Origin of the sequence: Streptomyces sp. NPDC037389, assembly GCF_040636475.1 — a bacterium.
Classification (GTDB): domain Bacteria; phylum Actinomycetota; class Actinomycetes; order Streptomycetales; family Streptomycetaceae; genus Streptomyces; species Streptomyces hesseae.
Window position 1 is genome coordinate 671,315 of sequence record NZ_JBEZUS010000001.1, and the last position, 21,968, is coordinate 693,282.

Consider the following 21,968-nt stretch of genomic DNA (forward strand, 5'->3'; position numbering starts at 1 on the left):
AATGGTGTTGTGAAATACGCGGGCGAGGCTTCACAGAGCCCCGTGGCCGAGGTGGCCGCCGGGCCGCGCCCGGCCCTGCCCGCACCGTCGCGGGAGGTGCCGGCTCCCGAGCAGCGCGCTCATGACGAGCAGCACGGCACCCGCAATCGCGTCGCCCGGTCCATCCTCGACCACGGGCCCTCCACCGCCGCCGAGCTGGCCGTGCGGCTGGAGCTGACCTCCGCCGCCGTCCGCCGGCACCTCGACACCCTCGTCGCCGACGGCGTCGTCGAAGCCCGCGAGAAGCGCGTCTACGGGGCGCGCGGCCGCGGCCGGCCCGCCAAGGTCTTCGCCCTCACCGACTGCGGCCGGGACGCTTTCGACCAGGCCTACGACAAGCTCGCCCAGGACGCCCTGCGCTGGATCGCCCAGTCCGCCGGGGGCGGCGAGATGGGCGAGGCCGCCGTCGCGGCGTTCGCCCGGGCCCGGATGGCCGCCCAGGCCGAGGGATATCGCGAGGCCCTGGAGGCCGTCGCCCCCGAGAGCCGCGCAGAGGCTCTCGCCCGGGCATTGACCGCGGACGGGTACGCTGCTACGGCGCGTAGCGCACCGGTCGGCGAACAGCTTTGCCAGCACCACTGCCCGGTCGCCCATGTCGCCGAGCAGTTCCCGCAGCTGTGCGAGGCGGAGACCGAGGTCTTCTCCCGCCTGCTCGGGACACATGTGCAGCGTCTTGCCACCATCGCCCACGGCGACGGAGTGTGCACGACGTTCATCCCCAAAAAGACCACCACCGCATCCACCAGCACGGCCGGGAGGAACCCCGCATGACTCTCCCCACGGAGACTGCCCACCCTGAGCTCGAGGGCCTGGGCACGTACGAATACGGCTGGGCCGACTCCGACGAGGCCGGTGCCGCGGCCAAGCGCGGCCTCTCCGAGGAGGTCGTCCGCGATATCTCGGCGAAGAAGTCCGAGCCCGAGTGGATGCTCAAGCTCCGCCTGAAGGGCCTGCGGCTCTTCGACAAGAAGCCCATGCCGACCTGGGGCTCGGACCTGACCGGTATCGACTTCGACAACATCAAGTACTTCGTGCGCTCGACCGAGAAGCAGGCCGCTTCCTGGGAGGACCTGCCGGAGGACATCAAGAACACCTACGACAAGCTGGGCATCCCCGAGGCGGAGAAGCAGCGCCTGGTCGCGGGTGTGGCCGCCCAGTACGAGTCCGAGGTCGTGTACCACCAGATCCGTGAGGACCTGGAGGAGCAGGGTGTCATCTTCCTGGACACCGACACGGCGCTGAAGGAGCACCCGGAGCTGTTCCAGGAGTACTTCGGCACGGTCATCCCGGTGGGTGACAACAAGTTCGCCTCGCTGAACACGGCTGTGTGGTCGGGTGGCTCGTTCATCTACGTCCCCAAGGGTGTCCGCGTCGACATCCCGCTCCAGGCCTACTTCCGGATCAACACGGAGAACATGGGCCAGTTCGAGCGGACGCTGATCATCGTCGACGAGGACGCCTACGTCCACTACGTCGAGGGCTGCACCGCCCCGATCTACTCCTCGGACTCGCTGCACAGCGCGGTGGTGGAGATCATCGTGAAGAAGGGCGGCCGCTGCCGCTACACGACGATCCAGAACTGGTCGAACAACGTCTACAACCTGGTCACCAAGCGCGCCGTGGCCTATGAGGGCGCGACCATGGAGTGGGTCGACGGCAACATCGGCTCGAAGGTGACGATGAAGTACCCGGCCGTCTACCTGATGGGCGAGCACGCCAAGGGAGAGACCCTCTCGATCGCCTTCTCGGGTGAGGGCCAGCACCAGGACGCCGGCGCGAAGATGGTCCACATGGCGCCGAACACCTCCTCCAACATCGTCTCCAAGTCGGTGGCGCGAGGCGGCGGCCGTACCTCCTACCGCGGTCTGATCGAGATCGGCGAGGGTGCGCACGGCTCGAAGTCGAACGTTCTGTGTGACGCGCTGCTGGTGGACACGATCTCCCGCTCGGACACCTACCCGTATGTCGACGTCCGTGAGGACGACGTCTCCATGGGTCACGAGGCGACGGTCTCCAAGGTCAGTGACGATCAGCTCTTCTACCTGATGAGCCGTGGTCTGTCCGAGGACGAGGCCATGGCGATGATCGTGCGTGGTTTCGTCGAGCCGATCGCCCGCGAGCTGCCCATGGAGTACGCGCTGGAGCTCAACCGGCTGATCGAGCTGCAGATGGAAGGCTCCGTCGGCTGACCGCCGCCCCCGCCCCATCGCAGCGAACCCTTTGTGACAGGAAGAGAGCACGACGACAGCCATGGCTGACAACACTCCCGCCGGCAGCACGACCGACGGCGCCATCCAGGTGGGCGGCCCCCGGCAGCCCATCGACGCGCGAGTGAGCGCGCCCGCCTCGTACGACGTCGCCGATTTCCCCGTGCCCCACGGCCGCGAGGAGGAGTGGCGGTTCACCCCGCTCCAGCGTCTGCGCGGTCTGCACGACGGCACGGCGGTCACGGACGGCGCCGGCGTCAAGGTCGAGGTCGAGGCCCCCGAGGGCGTGACCGTGGAGACCGTCGGCCGGGACGACGCCCGGCTGGGCCGGTCCGGCAAGCCGGTCGACCGGGTCGCCGCCCAGGCGTACAGCTCCTTCGAGAAGGCCTCGGTCGTCTCGATCCCCAAGGACACCGTGCTCTCCGAGCCCGTGCGGATCTCCGTGCGCGGCCAGGGCGGCGTGGCCTTCGGCCACCAGGTCGTCGAGATCGGCGCCTTCGCCGAGGCCGTCGTCGTCATCGACCACACCGGTGACGCCACCCTCGCCGCCAACGTCGAGTACCTCATCGGCGACGGCGCCAAGCTCACCGTCGTCTCCGTCCAGGACTGGGACGGCACCGCCGTCCACGTCGCCCAGCACACCGCGCTGGTCGGCCGTGACGCCTCCTTCAAGTCCGTGATCGTCACCTTCGGCGGCGACCTGGTCCGCCTCCACCCCCGGGTCGTCTACGGCGCCCCCGGCGGCGAGGCCGAGCTCTACGGCCTGTACTTCACCGACAACGGCCAGCACCAGGAGCACCGGCTCTTCGTCGACCACGACACTCCGCACTGCCGCAGCAACGTCGTCTACAAGGGCGCGCTGCAGGGCAAGGACGCCCACGCGGTCTGGATCGGCGACGTCCTCATCCGTGCGGAGGCCGAGGGCACCGACACCTACGAGCTCAACCGCAACCTCGTCCTCACCGACGGCGCCCGCGTCGACTCGGTCCCCAACCTGGAGATCGAGACCGGTGAGATCGTCGGCGCCGGCCACGCCTCGGCGACCGGCCGCTTCGACGACGAGCAGCTCTTCTACCTGATGGCCCGCGGCATCCCGGAGCACGAGGCCCGCCGCCTGGTCGTCCGTGGCTTCTTCGCCGAGCTCGTCCAGCAGATCGGCATTCCCGAGCTGGAGGAGCGCCTCATCGCCAAGATCGAGGAAGAGCTGAAGGCGGCGGTCGCATGAGCGATTTCGTGAAGGTGGCCTCCCTCGGCGAGCTCGAGGAGGACACGCCCAAGCGCGTCGAGGTCGACGGCACCCCGGTGTCCATCGTCCGCACCGAGGGCGAGGTGTTCGCGATCAACGACATCTGCTCGCACGCGAACGTCTCCCTCTCCGAGGGCGAGGTGGAGAACTGCCACATCGAGTGCTGGCTGCACGGCTCCAGCTTCGACCTGCGCACCGGCAAGCCCGACTGCCTCCCCGCGACGCAGCCCGTCCCCGTTTACCCCGTCAAGATCGAAGGGGACGATGTGCTCGTCTCCGTCACCCAGGAGTCCTGAGTTCCCCATGGCTACGCTTGAGATTCACGACCTGCACGTTTCCGTCGAGGCCGAGAACGGCTCCCGGGAGATCCTCAAGGGCGTCGACCTGACCGTGAAGCAGGGCGAGACCCACGCCATCATGGGCCCCAACGGCTCCGGCAAGTCCACCCTGGCCTACTCCCTGGCCGGTCACCCCAAGTACACGATCACCGGCGGCACCGTCACCCTCGACGGTGAGGACGTCCTGGAGATGTCCGTCGACGAGCGCGCCCGCGCCGGTGTCTTCCTCGCCATGCAGTACCCGGTCGAGGTCCCCGGTGTCTCGGTCTCCAACTTCCTGCGCACCTCCGCCACCGCCGTCCGCGGCGAGGCCCCCAAGCTGCGCACCTGGGTGAAGGAGGTCAAGTCCGCCATGGAGCAGCTCCAGATGGACCCGGCCTTCGCCGAGCGCAACGTCAACGAGGGCTTCTCCGGCGGTGAGAAGAAGCGTCACGAGATCCTTCAGCTGGAGCTCCTGAAGCCGAAGATCGCGATCCTCGACGAGACGGACTCCGGCCTGGACGTCGACGCGCTGCGCATCGTCTCCGAGGGCGTGAACCGTGTCCGCGAGACGGGCGAGGTGGGCACGCTGCTGATCACCCACTACACGCGCATCCTGCGCTACATCAAGCCCGACTTCGTGCACGTCTTCGCGAACGGCCGCGTCGTCGAGTCCGGCGGTGCCGAGCTGGCCGACAAGCTGGAGAACGAGGGCTACGAGGCGTACGTGAAGGGTGGCGTAACGGCGTGACGATACTGCTGCCGGGCCTGCTGGACACCGACGCGATCCGTAAGGACTTCCCGATCCTGGACCGTGTGGTCCATGGCGACAAGAAGCTCATCTACCTGGACAACGCGGCGACCTCGCAGAAGCCGCGCCAGGTCCTGGACGTGATCAACGCCCACTACGAGCGGCACAACGCCAATGTCCACCGTGGCGTGCACGTGCTCGCCGAGGAGGCCACGGCCCTCTACGAAGGCGCCCGCGACAAGGTCGCGGCCTTCATCAACGCCCCGAGCCGCGATGAGGTGATCTTCACCAAGAACGCCTCCGAGTCGCTCAACCTCGTGGCGAACATGCTCGGCTGGGCGGATGAGCCCTACCGGGTGGATCACGACACCGAGATCGTCATCACGGAGATGGAACACCACTCCAACATCGTCCCGTGGCAGCTGCTCTCGCAGCGCACCGGCGCGAAGCTGAAGTGGTTCGGCCTCACCGACGACGGCCGCCTCGATCTGTCGAACATCGACCAGGTCATCACGGAGAAGACCAAGGTCGTCTCCTTCGTCCTGGTCTCCAACATCCTGGGCACCCTCAACCCGGTCGAGGCGATCGTCCGCCGCGCCCAGGAGGTCGGTGCGCTCGTCGTCATCGACGCCTCCCAGGCCGCCCCCCACATGCCCCTCGACGTCCAGGCCCTCCAGGCGGACTTCGTGGCCTTCACCGGTCACAAGATGTGCGCTCCGGACGGCATCGGCGTGCTGTGGGGCCGCCAGGAACTGCTGGAGGACCTCCCGCCGTTCCTCGGCGGCGGCGAGATGATCGAGACCGTCTCGATGCACTCCTCCACCTACGCCCCCGCGCCGCATAAGTTCGAGGCCGGTACGCCCCCGATCGCCCAGGCCGTGGGCCTGGGTGCCGCGGTGGACTACCTCACCTCCATCGGCATGGAGAACATCGCCCGTCACGAGCACGTGATCACGGAGTATGCGATCCGTCGGCTCCAGGAGGTGCCCGATCTGCGGATCATCGGCCCCACCACGGCCGAGGACCGCGGCGCCGCCGTCTCCTTCACCCTCGGCGACATCCACCCGCACGACGTGGGCCAGGTCCTCGACGAGCAGGGCATCGCGGTCCGGGTCGGCCACCACTGCGCCCGCCCCGTCTGCCTGCGCTACGGAATTCCGGCGACCACGCGAGCGTCGTTCTACCTGTACTCCACGCCCGGCGAGGTCGACGCGCTGATCGAGGGCCTGGAGCACGTACGGAACTTCTTCGGGTGACAAGGGCTGACTGTGAAGCTTGATTCGATGTACCAGGACGTGATCCTGGACCACTACAAGAATCCCCATGGGCGCGGCCTGCGGGACGGCGACGCCGAGGTCCACCACGTCAACCCCACCTGCGGCGACGAGATCACGCTGCGTGTGCGGATGTCCGGTGAGACGATCGAGGACGTCTCCTACGAGGGTCAGGGCTGCTCCATCAGCCAGGCGAGCGCCTCGGTGCTCAACGAGCTGCTGGTCGGCAAGGACCTCGACGAGGCCCGCCGGATCCAGGAGACCTTCCTGGAACTGATGCAGTCCAAGGGCCGGATCGAGCCGGACGACGCGATGGAGGAGGTGCTGGAGGACGCGGTCGCGTTCGCCGGCGTCTCCAAGTACCCCGCACGCGTCAAGTGTGCTCTGCTGAGCTGGATGGCGTGGAAGGACGCGACCGCCCAGGCACTGGGCGAGGGCGCTGAGAGGAAGACCGCATGAGCGACAACGCAGACGCGACCACGGAGGCGGCCGGCGAGGTGACCACCAAGCCGGCCACCGAGGAGGAGGTCCGCGAGGCCCTCTACGACGTGGTCGACCCCGAGCTGGGCATCGACGTCGTCAACCTCGGCCTGATCTACGGCATCCACATCGACGACGCCAACATCGCCACCCTCGACATGACCCTGACGTCCGCGGCCTGCCCGCTGACCGACGTCATCGAGGACCAGGCGAAGTCGGTGACCGACGGCATCGTCAACGAGCTCCGGATCAACTGGGTCTGGATGCCGCCGTGGGGCCCCGACAAGATCACCGACGAGGGTCGCGAGCAGCTTCGCGCGCTGGGCTTCAACGTCTGAGCGACACGCCTTCGACAGCGGCCGGCCCGCCTCCTGAACCGTCAGGAGGCGGGCCGCTGCTGTGTGGCGCAGTGGATGCCGCCGCCGCCCTCGGCGAGCGTGGGGATGGCGACGGCGCGCACCTCGCGGCCCGGGTGGAGGGAGCCGATGATCGAGGCCGCCTCCTCGTCGGCGTCGCGGTCGCCGAAGCGCGGGACGACCACCGCGCCGTTCGCCACGTAGTAGTTGACGTAGGAGCCCAGGAAGTCCTCGCCCCGCTCGCCCAGGGCGGCCGGGTCGGGCTCCGGGAGCTCGATGATCTCCAGGGCGCGGCCCCGGGCGTCGGTGGCCGACTCCAGGGCGGCGCGGGCCTCTTCGTACACGCGTGTCCACACATCGGGCGCCGTGCCCGCGGGCGGGCGGCTGAGGAGCACGGTGGCGGGCCCGGCGAAGCGGGCGAGGGCGTCGACGTGGCAGTCGGTGATGTCCTCGCCGCACACACCCGGAAGCCAGATGACCTTCCGGACGCCGAGCAGCCGGGACAGGGCTTGTTCGATGTCGTCGCGGGTCCGGCCCGGGTTGCGGTTGTCGTTGACCAGCGAGCTCTCCGTGACGAGCAACGTGCCGTCGCTGTCGGTCTCCAGGGAGCCGCCCTCGGCCACCAGGGGCGCCTCGATCCGCGGGACGCCGAGCAGCTCCAGCAGACGGCGGGCCACCAGACCATCCCGGGAGTGCTCCTGCTTCCCGCCCCAGCCGTTGAAGCCGAAGTCGACGCCGGAGACCGTCCCGTCCTCGCCGGTGACGAACACCGGCCCGGAATCGCGCAGCCAGAGGTCGTCCACCGGCACCTCCACGACCTCCACCGCGCCGCCGCACGCCCTCCGGGCGTCCGCCGCGTCCTTCGGCGACGCGAGCATCACCACCGGCTCGTAGTCGGCGACCGTCCGGGCGATCGCGGCGACGTCCTCGCGCACGGCGGCCGTCCACTCGCCCCAGACCGGGCCGACCGGGGGCCAGCCCATGAAGGTCGCCGCGTGCGGCCGTGCCTCGGACGGCAGATGATTCATCGTCGGATTCCCTCGCGCTGACGGCATGGTTCCCCACGATTGTCCCCGGCGCCCGCCGGGGACCGGGACCGTCAGAGGCCGCCCGTGTACAGCAGCCGGTTCGGCGTGCCCGGCTTCACATCCGTCACCACGTCCTTGGTGGACTGCGAGATGAGCCAGTTGACGACCGTCGCCGAGCTCGCGGCCGGGTTCTGCGCCTTGTACAGGGCCGCGACGCCCGTGACGAACGGGGTGGCCTGCGAGGTGCCGCTCTTGGTGGTGGTGCCGCCGCCCACCCGCAGCGAGAGGATCTCCTCGCCCGGGGCGAGGATCCGTGCGCACGGGCCGTAGCTGGTGAAGTCCGTCATCTGGTCCATGCGGTTGGTCGCGCCCACGGCCAGGGCCTGGAGGGCGGCGGCCGGGGAGTGGTTGCAGGCGCCGTCGTTGGAATTGCCGGCCGCGACCAGCGCCGGCGTCCCCTTGGCGGCGACGCTGTTCGCGGCGTTGTCCATGGCCTGCGACACCGGGCCGACGAGGGACGCGTTGAGGACCGAGGCGGGCGGCGCGCTCGTGGCCACATACTCGAAGCCGGACACGATGGCCGACGTCGTACCCCGCCCGGCGCAGTCCAGCACCCGCACACTGACCAGGGACGCCCGGCGCGCCACGCCGTACGTCGCGCTGCCCACCACCCCCGCCACATGCGTGCCGTGGCCGCTGCCGCTCGCGCAGTCCCGGCCGTCGCCGCCCGGGGTCACCTCGTCGACGCCCTTGCGGGCCCGGCCGCCGAAGTCGGGATGGGAGTAGTCGATGCCGGTGTCCATGATGTAGGCGGTGACGCCCTCACCTGTGCCGTTGACGGTGAACCGGCCGTCCAGGGGGAGGTTGCGCTGGTCCACGCGGTCCAGGCCCCAGGAGTCCGTCGCCGCCCGGGAGCGTATGGACGGGGGGCCCTCGGCCGCCTGGGCGTAGACCGCGTCCTCCTCGACGGCCTCGACCTCCGGGGAGCTGCGCACGGCCTCCAGCTGCTGCGGGGTGAGCCGGGCGGCGAAGCCGGTCAGGGTGTGGGTGTAGATGCGGTCCGGGACGACGCCCAGCACGCTCGTCAGCGTGCGCGGGCTGGCGCCCTTGCGCAGGGTGACGATGTAGTGCGCGGGCACCGGCTCGCCGGCCGTCCTGCGCAGCGGCGCCCGGTGGTGCCCCGAGCGCCCGGGGCCGTGGTCGGCCGCCGCGAACGGGGCGGCGGTGAGCGGGAGGGCCAGGACCAGGGCCGTGGTCAGGCAGCGTCGGAGCTGTCTCATGCGGCATCCGTTCACGACGGGACAGTGGAGTGGGCGGGACCGCCCACTCCACTGGATATGCCGGTTCATCCGCGCGGGCGACGCGAGCGCGGCCGACCGGCTGGCGGGGCTGCGCCATCCGTGTGAGCGGGGCGCGCAGCGGCCGGTAAGGGGTGGGGAGGGGCGGCCGGTTCGCCTTGGACGGGCCGGTCCGGTTAGGTTTCCGGACATGACCGATGCTGTTGCCACCGCTTCCCGTACCACCGGCGCCGTCGCCGCCGGCCTCGCCACCCTCGCCGCGGACGGTACCGTCCTCGACACCTGGTTCCCGGCCCCCGAGCTGGCCGACGCGCCCGGCCCGGCCGGCACCGAGCGGCTGACCGCCGAGCGGGCCGCGGAGCTGCTCGGCGAGGGCGCTCTCAAGGCCGTGGGCCCGGACCCGCGTCGCGGGGTCGAGGTCGTCGCCGTCCGCACGGTCATCGCCTCGCTGGAGGACAAGCCGTCCGACGCGCACGACGCCTACCTGCGGCTGCACCTGCTCTCCCACCGTCTGGTCAAGCCGCACGGCCAGAACCTCGACGGCGTCTTCGGCCTGCTCGCCAACGTCGCCTGGACCTCGCTGGGCCCGGTCCCCGTCGACCGGGTCGAGGCCGCGCGCCTCGCCGCCCGCGCCGAGGGCCTCCACCTCCAGGTCACCAGCGTCGACAAGTTCCCGCGCATGACCGACTACGTGGTCCCCTCGGGCGTCCGCATCGCCGACGCCGACCGGGTCCGCCTGGGCGCCCACCTGGGCTCCGGCACCACCGTCATGCACGAGGGCTTCGTCAACTTCAACGCCGGTACGCTCGGTACCTCCATGGTCGAGGGCCGGATCAGCGCGGGCGTCGTCGTCGGCGACGGTACCGACATCGGCGGCGGCGCCTCCACCATGGGCACCCTTTCCGGTGGCGGCAAGCAGATCATCTCCATCGGCGAGCGCTGCCTGCTCGGCGCGGAGTCGGGCATCGGCATCGCGCTGGGCGACGAGTGCGTCGTCGAGGCGGGCCTCTACGTCACCGCCGGCACCCGGGTCACCATGCCGGACGGCGAGATCGTCAAGGCCCTGACCCTCTCGGGCGCCGACAACATCCTCTTCCGCCGCAACTCCACCACTGGCGCCGTCGAGGCCCGCCCGTACAAGAGCACGTGGGGCGGGCTCAACGAGATCCTCCACAGCAACGACTGAGGCGGCCGGGGCGGGGTTCGCACCCCGCCCCACTCTGCCCCGTCCCTTCCCGGACGGGCGGGATCACCGCCTGCCCAAGGCCCTCGTACACCTTCAACAGCGCCTCGGTGCGCTCCTTCGAAGCCTCACGCAGCGGCGCCCGCACGGGCCCGCCCGGGAGGCCCAGCGCTCCCAGCAGGGCCTTCGCCGTGACCGTGCCGGGGAGGCCCGCGGCCATCATCTGTTCCGCCAGGGGCAGGACGCGCTGGTGGAGCCGGGTGGCCTCCGCGTTCTCGCCGCGGTCGAACGCGTCCAGCACGGCGGCCAGCGCCGGGCCGGCGACGTTGGCCACGGTGCTGACATAGCCCGTCCCTCCCACCGCACGCAGCGGAAGGTTGAGCTCCTCGCAGCCGGAGTAGTAGGCGAGGCCCGTCGCCGCGATCACCTTCGAGCTGCCGAGCAGGTCGTAGGCGCAGTCCTTGACCCCGGCGACGCGCGGGTGCTCGGCCAGCCGCAGCATGGTGTCGGGCTCGATGCGGGTGCCCGTGCGGCCCGGGATGTCGTAGAGCATCACCGGGACGCCCACCGCGTCGGCCACCGTGCGGAAGTGCTCCGCGATGTCCTCCTGCGGCGGCCTGCTGTAGTACGGGGTGACGACCAGGACGCCGTGGGCGCCGGCCCGTTCGGCGGCCCGGGCCAGTCCGGCGGTGTGCCGGGTGTCGGCCGACCCCACCCCGGCCGTGATCCGGGCGCGGTCGCCCACGGCCTCGACGACGGCCGTGACGAGAGCGCTCTTCTCCGCGTCGGTGGTGGTCGGCGACTCGCCGGTGGTGCCGCTGAGGACGAGGCCGTCGCAGCCGCCCTCCGTGACGAGGCGGTCGGCGAGCCGTTGCGCGCCGTCGAGGTCGAGTGCGCCGTCGGCGGTGAACGGCGTCACCATCGCACAGACGGTACGGCCGAAGGGCTTGGTGGGTGGCATGGCGTCACGCTCCGGGTTCGGGTGCCTCCCCCGGATTCTGGGCCCTTCGACCGTACAGGTCCATTTAAATGTTCTGAGCGAATTACCTAAGCACTGCTACGGCTTCCAGCGCAGCACCTGCGGGTCGTGGTCGCTCGCCTGGTCGGCGAACTCGGCGTTGATGTGGACGATGTCGTAGTCCACGCGGCTCACATGACGGCTGGTGAGGATGTGGTCCAGCACCTGGGAGTTGCCCTGGAAGACATAGCCGTACCGCTCCTTCGCGGGGAGCCGGGTGACCTGGTCCGTCAGGGCGCCGCCGGCGGTGAGGGCCTTGAGGGCGGGGGAGAACTGGTAGTCGTTGAGGTCGCCCGCGACGATCACGTCGGCGTTCCGGTCGGCGGCGAGGAGCTGCTTGACGAAGCCGTTGACGAGCTTCGCCTGCTGGAGCCGCTGGGTCTCGGACGTCCGGGCCGGGGACTGGAAGCGGCTGTCGAGGCCCTGGTCGCCGCCCTTGGAGTTGAAGTGGTTGGCGACGACGAAGACGTCCTTGCCCCGGAAGGAGAACTGGCCGGCCAGCGGCTTGCGGCTGTTGGTCCAGGCGGCGTCGCCCGGCTCGATGCGACCGGGGGAGGCGGAGAGCACGGCCTTGCCGCCCGCGCGGCCGACCTTCACGGCCGTGGTGGAGTCGCCGCCCGGGATGTCCTTGAAGGAGACCCGGGCGGGGTTGAAGAGGAAGGCGGTACGGATGTTGCCGCCGGGCTGGCCGCCGTCCTTGCCGTCGACGGGGTCGATCTGCCGCCACTGATAGGCGGGGCCGCCCGCGGCGGCGATGGCGTCCGTGAGCTTCTTCAGCGTCTGCGTGGCATCCACGACACCGCCGTTCGTCGTGCCGTCGTTGTCCTGGACCTCCTCCAGGGCCACGACGTCGGGCGAGGCGAGGTTGGTCACCAGGGCCCCGGCGAGGCGGTCGAACTTCGCCTGCGGGGTCTTGGGGGAGAGGTTCTCCACGTTGTACGTGGCGACGGCCAGCTCGTCGCCGCGCTGCTTGCGCGTGGTCTCGCGCTGGAGCTTGTGGTCGGCGAGCGCGCCCAGTTCGGTGGCCTGGATGGTGTAGCCGCCGTGGTTGTCGTAGTCGAGTGGGCCGGCCGTGACCCCGGAGAGCTCGTCACCGACGTTCGCGACCGGGAAGGGGTGCTGGGCGTAGGGGAGGAGGGAGGCGACCTTCACCCGGCCGGCGTTGGGGTCGTCGTAGGAGCCGTAGAGGGTGCCGCCGCGCCCGGTGCGGTTGTGGCGGGGCGCCGCGGTGACCCACAGGTCCTTGTACTCGCTGGTGGCGCCGACGACGGGGGCGTCGACGACCTCGACCCGCATGCCCTCCAGGGACTCCAGCCGGTCGAGCGCGTAGCGGCGGGGCTTCAGCGGCAGCTTCTCGATGGAACCGCCGTGCGCGTCGGGCGCGTAGCGGGACGGAACGGCGGCCGCGTTCAGCCGGACGGCGGCGGGCAGGGCGTTGCCGGAGGACCGCACGGTCACGGTGGGCTTGGTCAGCTGGGTGACCGACTGGCCGCCCGCCGCCTCGCCGCCGGGGTAGTACTCGGTGACGGTGCCGGAGACGAGCACGGAGTCGCCGACGGCGACGGCCGGGGCGGTCGCGCCGGTGAAGACGAAGATCGCCTCGCTGGTGGCCTCGTCGCGGTCCGGGTGGGGGTCCTGGACCCAGAAGCCGCGCGCCGGGCCGAAGTTCTTCACGGCCGTGACGATGCCCGGTACGTCCGTGACCTGCTTGCCGGCGAACGGCGAGATACGCGTGGTGCCCTGGATGTCGTGGACGCGGACACCGGCGTCGGCGGCGCTCGCGGACTGGGCCGGGGCGATCAGCCCGGCCGCGAGCGCGCCGGCTATGAGGGAGCCGACGGTCGCGGCACGGCGGCGGTGGGACAGCACAAAGTCCTCCGGTGGGAACGATGAGGGGGCGACCGGGATGCCGATCGGATGAGATCACCCGCCGTCATCCGAGCAACAGATGATCTACGCGCGTCAATGTCCGCTGAATTCCGGCCAGTTGTCAAGGGTCCGCGGGTAACCCGTGGACGAACCGCCGGTAACGGGCCCCGCGACGCGCGAGCCGGCGCGGAAAACCCGTCTAAGGTGGGGCACTGCGCGCCCGGGACCGCGGCGCGGCCGTCACGACGAGGAGATGCCCCCCTGATGTCAGGAGACCGCCCGACCATGCCGCCGGTGCGGCTCCCCTCCGACGCCGAGCTCGCGCGCGACGCGCTGTCCGCGCCGCTGTTCGTCCGCGCCGCGAAGCTCGCCCGCTGGGCCGGCGAGGGCACCCCGGTCGGCGCGGGCGGCGAGCTGCTCGCCGGGCAGCTGAAGACGGCGACCGGACTGCTCGGCCTGGAGGACGACGAGGACGGCCCGGCGTACGCGGCCGAGGCCTGGCAGCTGGCGCTGGACACGGGCCTGGTCGAATTCACCGAGTCCGCCGACGAGCCCGCCGACGCCTCCTCCGACGAGCCCCACGGCACGGCCGTCGCCGGGGAAGAGCTGGCCACGCTCACCTCCGGCAGCCCCCAGGACATCCTGGACCTGTGGCTCGGCGGCCTGGAGACCGTCCTGGCCGACGCCGCCGCGCCCGACCTGGGCGACCTCGTCGAGCAGCTCTCCGAGAGCGGCGACGGCGACCTCGACCTCGACGCGATCGACTGGAACCCCGAGGAGGAGGCCGACTTCCTCGATGGCGTCCTCGGCAACCTCTACCTGCTGACCGCGCTCGACGAGGGCTCGCCCGACCGGCCCGTCCCGCTGCCCGCGCTCGCCGCCTCCATGATCGTCCCGGATGACATGGACGAGCCCACGGACGACGTCCTGGAAGAGGTCTCCGACGCGATGATGCGCCTGGACGACCAGTTCCGGATCCTCGCGCCGACCGGCCTGGTGCGCTACCAGCCGGTGGACGAGTCCCTGATCGAGGTCGTCGACGGCGAGGGCCACATCCGGGAGTCCGTCGACGGCGTGACCTCCGACCTCCCCGAGGAGGAGGACGTCAGCCGCTACGGCATGGTGGCCCTCACCCCGCTCGGCCTCTTCGCCGTACGGTCCCGCATGCTCGACGCCGGCATCGACGCCCCGGCCGTCGGCGACCTCGCCGAGTCCTCCGCCACCGACCTCCTCGCGGCGCTCCCCGGTCACCCCGGCTTCGCCGTGCGCGCCGAGGCCGAGCTGTGGCTCGCCCGCCGCACGCCGCTCGACGCGGCCCGCGAGCTGCTCGCCGCCGCGCGCGGCGCGGACGAGGAGGCGCCGGGGCGCCGCCTCGTCTGCCAGCAGACGCTGTCCCTCGTCGGCCCCGAGGCCGAGCCCGCCCTCCGCGAGGTCCTCGACGACCCGCAGCTCGGCGGCCTCGCCCGCGTCTGGCTCGCCGAGCAGGGCGCGACGGACGTGCCGCCGCCCGGCGAGGACATGGTCTTCTGGCTGACCGTCGACACGATCGCCGCCCGGCTGGACACGGAGGCGGACGACCCGGAGGAGCTGCGCGAGCTCGTCGAGGGCCTCGTGAGCGGGCACAGCGGCTTCTTCGACGCGGTCTGGCGGGTGGAGCACCCGGCGACGGCGGACGTCCTGGAGGCGATGGGGAGGCTGCACCCGGACAAGGCGACGGCGAAGGCGGCCCGTAAGGCCGCCTTCAAGGCGCGATCGCGGGGTTAGCCCCTGCCGGGTTCCGTGGACTTCCGGCTCGCCGCCGTGGGGGTGCCCGCGCCTTCGGCGCGGGTTTCGCCCGTCCACCCCGCCCCCGCCCCACCCACCGGCGGGAATCCCCCGCACCCCACCGCGTTGACCCATACGTGACGTTCAAGCTCTCCGTACTCGACCGTTCCCGCACCCGCCGGCACGAGGAGCCCGGTGACGCGCTGCGGAACACCGTGGCCTTCGCCCAGCAGGTCGAGGCACTCGGCTACCACCGCTTCTGGGTGTCGGAACACCACGGCGTCCCCGGCGTCGCCGGCTCCGCCCCCACCGTGCTCGCCGCGGCCGTCGCCGCCGCGACCTCCCGCATCCGCGTCGGCACCGGCGGCGTGATGCTGCCCAACCACCGCCCCCTGGTGGTCGCCGAGCAGTTCGGGGTGCTCGCCTCCCTCTTCCCCGGCCGGATCGACATGGGCCTCGGCCGCTCGGTCGGTTTCACGGACGGCATCCGGCGGGCCCTGGGCGTGGAGAAGGACGCGATGGACGGCTTCGCGGACCGGCTGGCGGAACTGGCCGGCTGGTTCACGGGCGAGCCCGCCCCGCACCCCGGGGTACACGCGCTCCCCGCCGAGGGCCTGCGCCCACCGCTGTTCGTGCTCGCCAACAACGCGGGAGCAGACACGGCCGCCCGCGCCGGAGCCGCACTGGTCATCGGAGGCCTCAACGGCGAGGAGGCGATGACGGCCGCCATAAACCGCTACCGGGCGGCCTTCACGCCCTCCCCGTGGTGGCACGAGCCCTACGTAATGGTCGCCGGGAACGTGGCCGTGGCCGAGACCCGCGAGGCGGCCCGGCGCCTGCTCGTCCCCGAGGCATGGGCCCTGGCCCACTCGCGCACGCACGGCGTGTTCCCGCCCCTGCGCCCCGCCGAGGAGGTCGAGGAGACGCTGGTCCCGGCGATGACGGAACGGGAGCGCGGGTTCTACGAGGCCGGGCTGCGCGGCCACGTCCACGGGACCGAGGACGACGTGGCGACAGCGCTCGACTCCCTCGTGGCCCGCACCGGGGCGGACGAGGTGCTGGTCACGACCAGTTCGTACGACAGGGACGCGCTGCTGGACTCGTACCGGCGGCTGGCCACGGTGGCGGCGGGCAGGATCCCCGCCTGATCCGGGCCCGCCCGTTCGCCCCGGCGGGGCGAACGGCTACAGCGCCTGCGCCGCCGGCTTCACCAGATCCCGTACCGTCTTGGCCTTGACGAAGTCGCCCAAGGCCGTCATCTCCCACTCGCCCGAGAACTGGCGGATGAACTTGCACATCAGGACGCCGGTCTGGGACTCGGCGCCGGTGAGGTCGAAGCGGACCAGCTCCTCGCCGGTCTGGGCGTCCAGCAGGCGGCAGTACGCCTTGGCGACCTCGGTGAACTTCTGGCCGTTGAAGGAGCTGACGGTGAAGACGAGGCCCGTCACCTCGGGCGGCAGGCCGCCCATGTGCACGGTGATGGTCTCGTCGTCGCCGGAGCCCTCGCCGGTGAGGTTGTCACCGGAGTGCTGGATGACGCCGTTGAGGATCTGGAGCCGGCCGAAGTAGCAGGCGTCGATCATGTTGCGGTCGGGGCCGTAGGCGATGACCGAGGCGTCGAGGTCGATGGCCCGACCGTTCCAGGCGGGCTCCCAGCCGAGGCCCATCCTGACCGAACGGGTCAGCGGCTGACCGCCCTTGACCAGGGAGACCGTCTCGTTCTTCCGGAGGCTCACCCGGCCCTTGTCCAGGTTGATCTTCCCGGGGACCGCGGGCGGGGCGGCGGGGACCGGCGGCGCGACGGGGGCGACCACGGGCGCGGGCGCGGCCACCGGCGCCGGTACGGGAGCGGCCACCGGCGCGGCCGCCGGGTCCTCCACGCTCACCCCGAAGTCCGTGGCGATGCCCGCCAGACCGTTGGCGTATCCCTGACCGACCGCGCGGAGCTTCCACGCGCCGTTGCGCCGGTAGATCTCCACGACCACCAGTGCCGTCTCCGTGTTCAGCCGGGGCGGGGTGAACGTGGCGATCACCGAGCCGTCGTCGGCGGCGCGCACGGTCGCCGTCGGCTCGGTGCCCGCGAAGGTGGCGCCCTGGGCGTCCGGGCTCGCGGTGACCACGATCTTGTCGATGTCGGCGGGGACGGCCGCCGTGTCGACGATGATCGCGTCGGGCGTGGCGCCGGAGGCGGCGCGGTGCGTCACACCGGGGGCGCCGGGCTGGTTGTAGAAGACGAAGTCGTCGTCGGAGCGCACCTTGCCGTCGGCGGTGAGCAGCAGGCCCGAAACGTCGAGCCGCACGGGGGCGGTGACGTCCACCGTCACACGGGCGACGGAGAGCGGGATGTTCGAGCCGGGTGTCATAGCGGTCATGTACGAGGTAACGAGCCATGGGCCTTTACGGTTCCATGACCCGAGGGTCGAATCAGGCTGGGAATATTCGAACGCGGCCGGAAGCTGTGCAACCCGTCATTCGACTTTGATCATGGGGGAGCACATGTCGGACAACGGCTTGGACAACGGCACGGACAACGGCGACGCACATGTCGCGCAGGGCACCGTCGCCGAGGGCTTCGAGCCCGTGCGCGAGGCGTTCGAGGCCACGCTGGCCGAGGAGCGCGCCGGGCACTCGGCGCAGCTGGCGGCGTACGTGAACGGCAGGCAGGTCGTGGACCTGTGGGGCGGGCCGGAGATCACGGGGGACTCGCTGACCGGCGTGTTCTCGTCCAGCAAGGGCGCGGCGCACCTCGTCGTGGCCCTGCTGGTCCAGGACGGCACGCTGGACCTGGACGAGGAAGTGCGCCACTACTGGCCGGAGTTCGGTTCGGCGGGCAAGGAGCACGTCACCCTGCGCGACCTGCTGGCCCACCGCGCGGGTCTGATGGGCGCCGACGGCGGGTTCACCCCGGAGGAGCTGGCCGACGACCGGCTGATCGCCGAGCGGCTGGCGGGCCAGCGCCCGTACTGGCGCCCGGGCACGGCCTTCGGCTACCACGCGTTCGTGATCGGCGCCCTGACCGGTGAGGTCGTCCGCCGGGTCACCGGGCAGACGCTTCAGGAGGTGTACGAGGACCGGATCCGCGCCCCGTACGGCCTGGACTTCTACCTGGGCCTGCCCGAGGAGCAGGAGCACCGCTGGCTCTCCACCCAGCCGATGGACCCCACGCCCGAGCAGCAGCGGGAGCTGGCCCTGGGCGCCGCCGGGCCCGAGAGCTTCCAGGGCATAGCCTTCAACATCAACCACCCGAAGCACCCGACGAACCTCGAGTCCCTGCCCAACTCCCGCGAGGTGCGCGCCGGCGGTCAGGCCTCCGCCGGCGGTGTGGCCTCCGCCCGGGGGCTGGCCCGGATGTACGCGGCCGCGATCAGCGGGGTCGACGGGAAGACGCCGCTGCTCACCGCCGAGACGGCCGCTCGTGTCGCGGAGGTCCACTCCTTCGGGCCCGACCTGGCCCTGGGCGGCGTGACCCACGCCTTCGGCCTGGGCTTCGCCGTCACGGGCGTGGACTACCCCTTCCTCGGTGCCCGTTCCTTCGGCCACAGCGGCGCCGCGGGCTCGCAGGCCTTCGCCGACCCGAGCGCCGGCCTGGCCTTCGGCTACAACCGCCGCCGGTTCGCCTTCCCGGGCGGCGCGGCCCCGGAGGCGGCCACCCTGGCCAAGGCGGTCCGCGACTGCGCGACGCGCGTCTGACGCGACGGGGGGCCGGGGCGCCCGCCCCGGCCCCGCGCCCCTCGCCGGGGGCTACGGGGGTACCGGGGGCTACCGGGGGCTGACGAACCCGCACTCGTACGCGGCGATGACCGCCTGCGTGCGGTCCCGTACCCCCAGTTTGGCGAGTACGCCCGCCACGTGGGTCTTGATCGTGGCGGGGCCCAGCGTCATCCGGGTGGCGATCTCGGTGTTCGACAGACCGGTCGCCAGCAGGCGCAGGACCTCCGCCTCCCGTTCCGACAGCTGTTCCCGCAGTGCCGCCGCCCTGTCGTCGCTCCTGGGGGCGGCGTGGGCGGCGGCCAGGGCGCGTACGGCGGCGGGGAAGAGCAGCGAGTCGCTCCGGGCCACCAGCTTCACGGCCTGGACGAGTTCGTCGGCGCCCGCGCGCTTGAGGAGGAAGCCCGACGCCCCGGCGCGCAGCGCGTCGTAGACGTAGGCGTCGTTCTCGAAGGTGGTCACGACGACGCGCGGCGGGTCGTCCATGCCGGCCAGGATCCGCTCGGTGGCGCGGATGCCGTCGGCCTCGGGCATCCGGACGTCCATCAGCACGACGTCGGGCCGCAGCGCGCGCACCACCGACACCGCCTCGGCGCCCGTGGTCGCCTCGCCGACGACCTCCACGCCCGGCTCGGCGCCCAGGATGGCCCGCAGGGCGGTGCGGACGAGGTGCTCGTCGTCCGCGAGGACGACACGTATCGGGCCGGCAGCCGGCCCAGGGCCGACGGTCGACACGGCCGGCACCGGTTCGGTCGCGGTCATCGGGCCTCACCCCGCAGCGGCAGCCGGGCCGACAGGCGCCATACGCCGTCGTGTTCGCCGGACTCGCTCGTGCCGCGCAGCAGCCGGGCGCGCTCGGCGATGCCGGTGAGGCCGCGGCCGCCGCCGGGGCGGGGGACGCCGGCCCGGGCGCCGGGCTTCACGGGGTTCTCCATCAGTATCTCCAAAGTGTCGTCGTGCACGGCGACGCGCAGCCGCACGGGCAACCCGCCCGCGTGCCGCAGGGCGTTGCCGAGACCTTCCTGCACGATCCGGTAGGCCTCGCGGGAGGGCACCGGGGGGATCTTCTCCAGGCCGCCGGACGGCAGGACGCACTCGACCGTGCCGCCCGCCGCGCGGGTGCGTTCCAGCAGGCCGCCGACGTCGGCCAGGGTGGGCGCCGGGGCGGTGGGGGAGGAGCCGTCCTCGCGCAGCAGCCCCAGCACGGCGTCGAGTTCGCCGACCGCCTCGCGCGCGGCCTCCTCGATCGCGGCCAGGGCCTGCCGGGCGAACTCGGGGTCGTGGTCCAGGACCCGGCGCGCGGCGCTCGCCTGGAGGCTCACCGCGCTCAGCGCGTGCCCGACCGAGTCGTGCAGCTCGCGTGCCAGCCGGTTGCGCAGGGCCAGCCGGTGCGCGTGCTCCTCGGCCGCCACGAGCCGGTCCGCCGCCGTGGGCCCCAGCAGGACGGGCGCCCAGCGCGCCAGCAGCGAGCCCGCCGCCCAGGAGGTGCCGACGACCAGCGCCAGCAGCGCGCATCCGGCCACGGGCGTGAGCAGCACGCCCGGCCCGGTGAAGACGCGCAGCCAGGCGACCTCGGAGAGCTTGCCCGGCTCCTCCAGGAACGGCAGGGCGATCAGGTACAGCGCCGCCGGCGGCGTGGCCAGCGACATTCCGCTCACGACGGCCCCCGCCGCCAGGTGCAGCGCGCACCACGCGGCGGTCCGGCCCCGGGCGGCCCACGACCGGCCGGGCTCCAGGGCCAGCGCCTCCCCGGGCACCCCGCACAGCACCCGGGCCGCCTCGCCCTCGAAGGGCCGGACGAGCGGATGCAGCGCCGTGACGGCCACCGGGCCCAGCGCGAGGAACAGCACGCCGAACTGCCGGACGAGGGAGGAGGGGAAGAGGATGTTGCCGTCCGGGCGGACCAGTGACACCAGCGTGTTCGTCAGCAAATAGAACGGCATCGACAGGGCGCCGCCGAGCAGCAGGTGCACCCAGCGCAGCCGGGCGCGCCGGCCCAGCACCGCTCCCGCCGGGCGCCGGAGCGCGGCCGTCACCATCACTCGCTCAGCGTAGATCACTTGCGCCCGGCGGCTCCGGCGGGATGCGCCGGAGCCGAATCGACCGTGATTGGCCACACGTGGCGGCGGGCTCGTACAGTGCCTGCGTGACTCCGCTCCCCCACCTGAAGGCGGGGGGCTTCCAACCCGAGGGTTGCGGTCCAGCCCGAACCGACCCCTTGCAGGGCAAGGGGAAACTACCACAGGCCAGGGAAGTGATGGACGACAGCGCGGTGTTGCACATCAAGGGACGGATACTCGTCGGACCGGACCCGCTGGACGGGGTGCGCGACGAGTTGTGGGTGGTGGGCGGGCGGATCACCTTCGACCGGCCGGCCGGGGCGCGGGACGTCACCACTGTCGAGGGCTGGGTGCTCCCCGGCCTGGTGGACGCCCACTGTCATGTGGGACTCGACGCGCACGGCGCGGTCGACGACGCGACCACCGAGAAGCAGGCGCTGACCGAGCGTCACGCGGGCGCGCTGCTGCTGCGCGACGCCGGATCGCCCTCCGACACCCGCTGGATCGACGAGCGCGAGGACCTGCCGCGCATCATCCGCGCGGGCCGGCACATCGCCCGCACCCGCCGTTACATCCGCAACTACGCGCATGAGATCGAGCCCGAGGACCTGGTGGCCTATGTGGCGCGCGAGGCGCGGCGCGGGGACGGCTGGGTGAAGCTGGTGGGCGACTGGATCGACCGCGAGACGGGCGACCTGGGGGCCTGCTGGCCGCGTGGCGAGGTCGAGGCCGCCATCGCCGAGGCCCACCGGCTGGGCGCCCGGGTCACGGCCCACTGCTTCGCCGAGGAGACCCTCGCCCCGCTCGTGGAGGCGGGCATCGACTGCGTCGAACACGCCACGGGGCTGACCGAGGAGACGATCCCGCTCTTCGCCGAGCGCGGCGTGGCCATCGTGCCGACGCTGGTCAACATCGCCACCTTCCCCCGGCTCGCGGAGGGCGGCGAGGGCAAGTTCCCGCGCTGGGCGGACCACATGCGCCGGCTGCACGCGCGCCGCTACGCCACCGTGGGCGCCGCCTACGACGCGGGAATCCCCGTCTACGTGGGTACCGACGCGGGAGGATCGCTGCCGCACGGCCTGGTCGGCCAGGAGGTCGAGGAGCTGGTCAAGGCGGGCATCCCCGCGTCGGCCGCGCTGTCGGCGGCCACGTGGGGAGCGCGGGAGTGGCTGGGACGGCCGGGCCTGGAGGAGGGCGCCCCGGCGGACCTCGTCGTCTACGACGCGGATCCGCGCGCGGACGTACGGGTGCTCGGCGCGCCGAGCAGGGTGGTGCTGCGGGGGCGCGTGGTGGCCTGAGCCGGTGGGCCGAGTGGGTGAGCTGAGTGTGCCGCGCCGGCACTCCTGCGACAGTTGGCTCGAATACGGACG

The 21,968-nt window shown here is 72.0% G+C and carries 20 protein-coding genes; 13 read left to right on the forward strand and 7 right to left on the reverse strand.

The genetic code is table 11. The annotated features are described in order from the left end of the window. Positions 1 to 9: 9 nt before the first annotated feature. The 8 genes from AB0E98_RS03120 (at position 10) to AB0E98_RS03155 (ending at position 6,652) form a co-directional block, all read left to right on the forward strand. On the forward strand, positions 10 to 810 hold the full coding sequence (locus AB0E98_RS03120) for a winged helix-turn-helix transcriptional regulator (RefSeq protein ID WP_361697913.1): 801 nt from the start codon (positions 10 to 12) through the stop codon (positions 808 to 810). Next, positions 807 to 2,228 (forward strand): Fe-S cluster assembly protein SufB, encoded by a 1,422-nt coding sequence (sufB, locus tag AB0E98_RS03125; RefSeq protein WP_361697915.1) that lies wholly within the window; start codon positions 807 to 809, stop codon positions 2,226 to 2,228. The genes AB0E98_RS03120 and sufB overlap by 4 nt, the downstream gene beginning before the upstream one ends. A gap of 61 nt (positions 2,229 to 2,289) precedes the next feature. Further along, positions 2,290 to 3,471, forward strand: coding sequence for a Fe-S cluster assembly protein SufD (gene sufD, locus AB0E98_RS03130; protein ID WP_361697918.1), 1,182 nt, complete (start codon positions 2,290 to 2,292; stop codon positions 3,469 to 3,471). Beyond that, a complete protein-coding gene (locus tag AB0E98_RS03135; RefSeq protein WP_361697920.1) occupies positions 3,468 to 3,788 on the forward strand; it encodes a non-heme iron oxygenase ferredoxin subunit in 321 nt (106 codons plus the stop codon). The genes sufD and AB0E98_RS03135 overlap by 4 nt, the downstream gene beginning before the upstream one ends. Positions 3,789 to 3,795: 7 nt before the next feature. Next, positions 3,796 to 4,560, forward strand: coding sequence for a Fe-S cluster assembly ATPase SufC (sufC, locus tag AB0E98_RS03140; protein ID WP_361697922.1), 765 nt, complete (start codon positions 3,796 to 3,798; stop codon positions 4,558 to 4,560). Positions 4,561 to 4,562: 2 nt separating this feature from the next. Further along, positions 4,563 to 5,816, forward strand: coding sequence for a cysteine desulfurase (locus AB0E98_RS03145; RefSeq protein ID WP_311613332.1), 1,254 nt, complete (start codon positions 4,563 to 4,565; stop codon positions 5,814 to 5,816). 12 nt (positions 5,817 to 5,828) lie between these two features. Continuing rightward, entirely contained in the window at positions 5,829 to 6,293 is a 465-nt protein-coding gene (gene sufU / locus AB0E98_RS03150) for a Fe-S cluster assembly sulfur transfer protein SufU (RefSeq protein WP_311613314.1), read from the forward strand. Further along, entirely contained in the window at positions 6,290 to 6,652 is a 363-nt protein-coding gene (locus AB0E98_RS03155; protein ID WP_311613315.1) for a metal-sulfur cluster assembly factor, read from the forward strand. The genes sufU and AB0E98_RS03155 overlap by 4 nt, the downstream gene beginning before the upstream one ends. A 41-nt stretch (positions 6,653 to 6,693) precedes the next feature. Here the strand turns inward: AB0E98_RS03155 and AB0E98_RS03160 are convergent, their stop codons facing one another. Next, entirely contained in the window at positions 6,694 to 7,698 is a 1,005-nt protein-coding gene (locus AB0E98_RS03160; protein WP_361697926.1) for an agmatine deiminase family protein, read from the reverse strand. A gap of 71 nt (positions 7,699 to 7,769) precedes the next feature. After that, complete coding sequence (locus tag AB0E98_RS03165; RefSeq protein ID WP_361697928.1) at positions 7,770 to 8,978, reverse strand: S8 family peptidase; 1,209 nt, start codon at positions 8,976 to 8,978, stop codon at positions 7,770 to 7,772. 208 nt (positions 8,979 to 9,186) lie between these two features. Between AB0E98_RS03165 and dapD the strand changes: the two genes are divergently transcribed. Continuing rightward, the gene (gene dapD, locus AB0E98_RS03170) at positions 9,187 to 10,182 is read left to right on the forward strand and encodes a 2,3,4,5-tetrahydropyridine-2,6-dicarboxylate N-succinyltransferase (RefSeq protein WP_361697930.1); all 996 of its coding nucleotides are present in this window, start codon (positions 9,187 to 9,189) and stop codon (positions 10,180 to 10,182) included. Here dapD and dapA read toward each other — a convergent pair. Together dapA and AB0E98_RS03180 are read right to left on the reverse strand one after the other, a co-directional pair. After that, positions 10,154 to 11,140, reverse strand: a complete 987-nt coding sequence (gene dapA / locus AB0E98_RS03175) for a 4-hydroxy-tetrahydrodipicolinate synthase (RefSeq protein WP_361697932.1) — start codon at positions 11,138 to 11,140, stop codon at positions 10,154 to 10,156. The genes dapD and dapA overlap by 29 nt on opposite strands. 96 nt (positions 11,141 to 11,236) lie before the next feature. Then, on the reverse strand, positions 11,237 to 13,066 hold the full coding sequence (locus AB0E98_RS03180) for an endonuclease/exonuclease/phosphatase family protein (protein WP_361697934.1): 1,830 nt from the start codon (positions 13,064 to 13,066) through the stop codon (positions 11,237 to 11,239). A gap of 264 nt (positions 13,067 to 13,330) precedes the next feature. On the opposite strand from AB0E98_RS03180, the gene AB0E98_RS03185 reads away from it, so the two are divergent. Both AB0E98_RS03185 and AB0E98_RS03190 read left to right on the forward strand, forming a co-directional pair. Further along, complete coding sequence (locus AB0E98_RS03185) at positions 13,331 to 14,830, forward strand: hypothetical protein (protein WP_361697937.1); 1,500 nt, start codon at positions 13,331 to 13,333, stop codon at positions 14,828 to 14,830. Between the two features lie 137 nt (positions 14,831 to 14,967). Then, entirely contained in the window at positions 14,968 to 15,978 is a 1,011-nt protein-coding gene (locus AB0E98_RS03190; RefSeq protein ID WP_361697940.1) for an MsnO8 family LLM class oxidoreductase, read from the forward strand. Between the two features lie 36 nt (positions 15,979 to 16,014). On the opposite strand, the gene AB0E98_RS03195 is transcribed toward AB0E98_RS03190, so the two are convergent. After that, positions 16,015 to 17,193: a TerD family protein gene (locus AB0E98_RS03195; protein WP_361698165.1), complete on the reverse strand. Its 1,179-nt coding sequence runs from the start codon at positions 17,191 to 17,193 to the stop codon at positions 16,015 to 16,017. Positions 17,194 to 17,326: 133 nt separating this feature from the next. On the opposite strand from AB0E98_RS03195, the gene AB0E98_RS03200 reads away from it, so the two are divergent. Then, positions 17,327 to 18,520: a serine hydrolase domain-containing protein gene (locus AB0E98_RS03200; protein ID WP_361698167.1), complete on the forward strand. Its 1,194-nt coding sequence runs from the start codon at positions 17,327 to 17,329 to the stop codon at positions 18,518 to 18,520. Between the two features lie 69 nt (positions 18,521 to 18,589). On the opposite strand, the gene AB0E98_RS03205 is transcribed toward AB0E98_RS03200, so the two are convergent. Both AB0E98_RS03205 and AB0E98_RS03210 read right to left on the reverse strand, forming a co-directional pair. After that, positions 18,590 to 19,300: a response regulator transcription factor gene (locus AB0E98_RS03205; protein WP_361697942.1), complete on the reverse strand. Its 711-nt coding sequence runs from the start codon at positions 19,298 to 19,300 to the stop codon at positions 18,590 to 18,592. Continuing rightward, the gene (locus AB0E98_RS03210) at positions 19,297 to 20,577 is read right to left on the reverse strand and encodes a histidine kinase (RefSeq protein ID WP_361698169.1); all 1,281 of its coding nucleotides are present in this window, start codon (positions 20,575 to 20,577) and stop codon (positions 19,297 to 19,299) included. The genes AB0E98_RS03205 and AB0E98_RS03210 overlap by 4 nt, the downstream gene beginning before the upstream one ends. A 218-nt stretch (positions 20,578 to 20,795) precedes the next feature. On the opposite strand from AB0E98_RS03210, the gene AB0E98_RS03215 reads away from it, so the two are divergent. Beyond that, positions 20,796 to 21,896 (forward strand): amidohydrolase family protein, encoded by a 1,101-nt coding sequence (locus AB0E98_RS03215; protein WP_361697944.1) that lies wholly within the window; start codon positions 20,796 to 20,798, stop codon positions 21,894 to 21,896. The last annotated feature ends 72 nt before the right edge of the window (positions 21,897 to 21,968 follow it).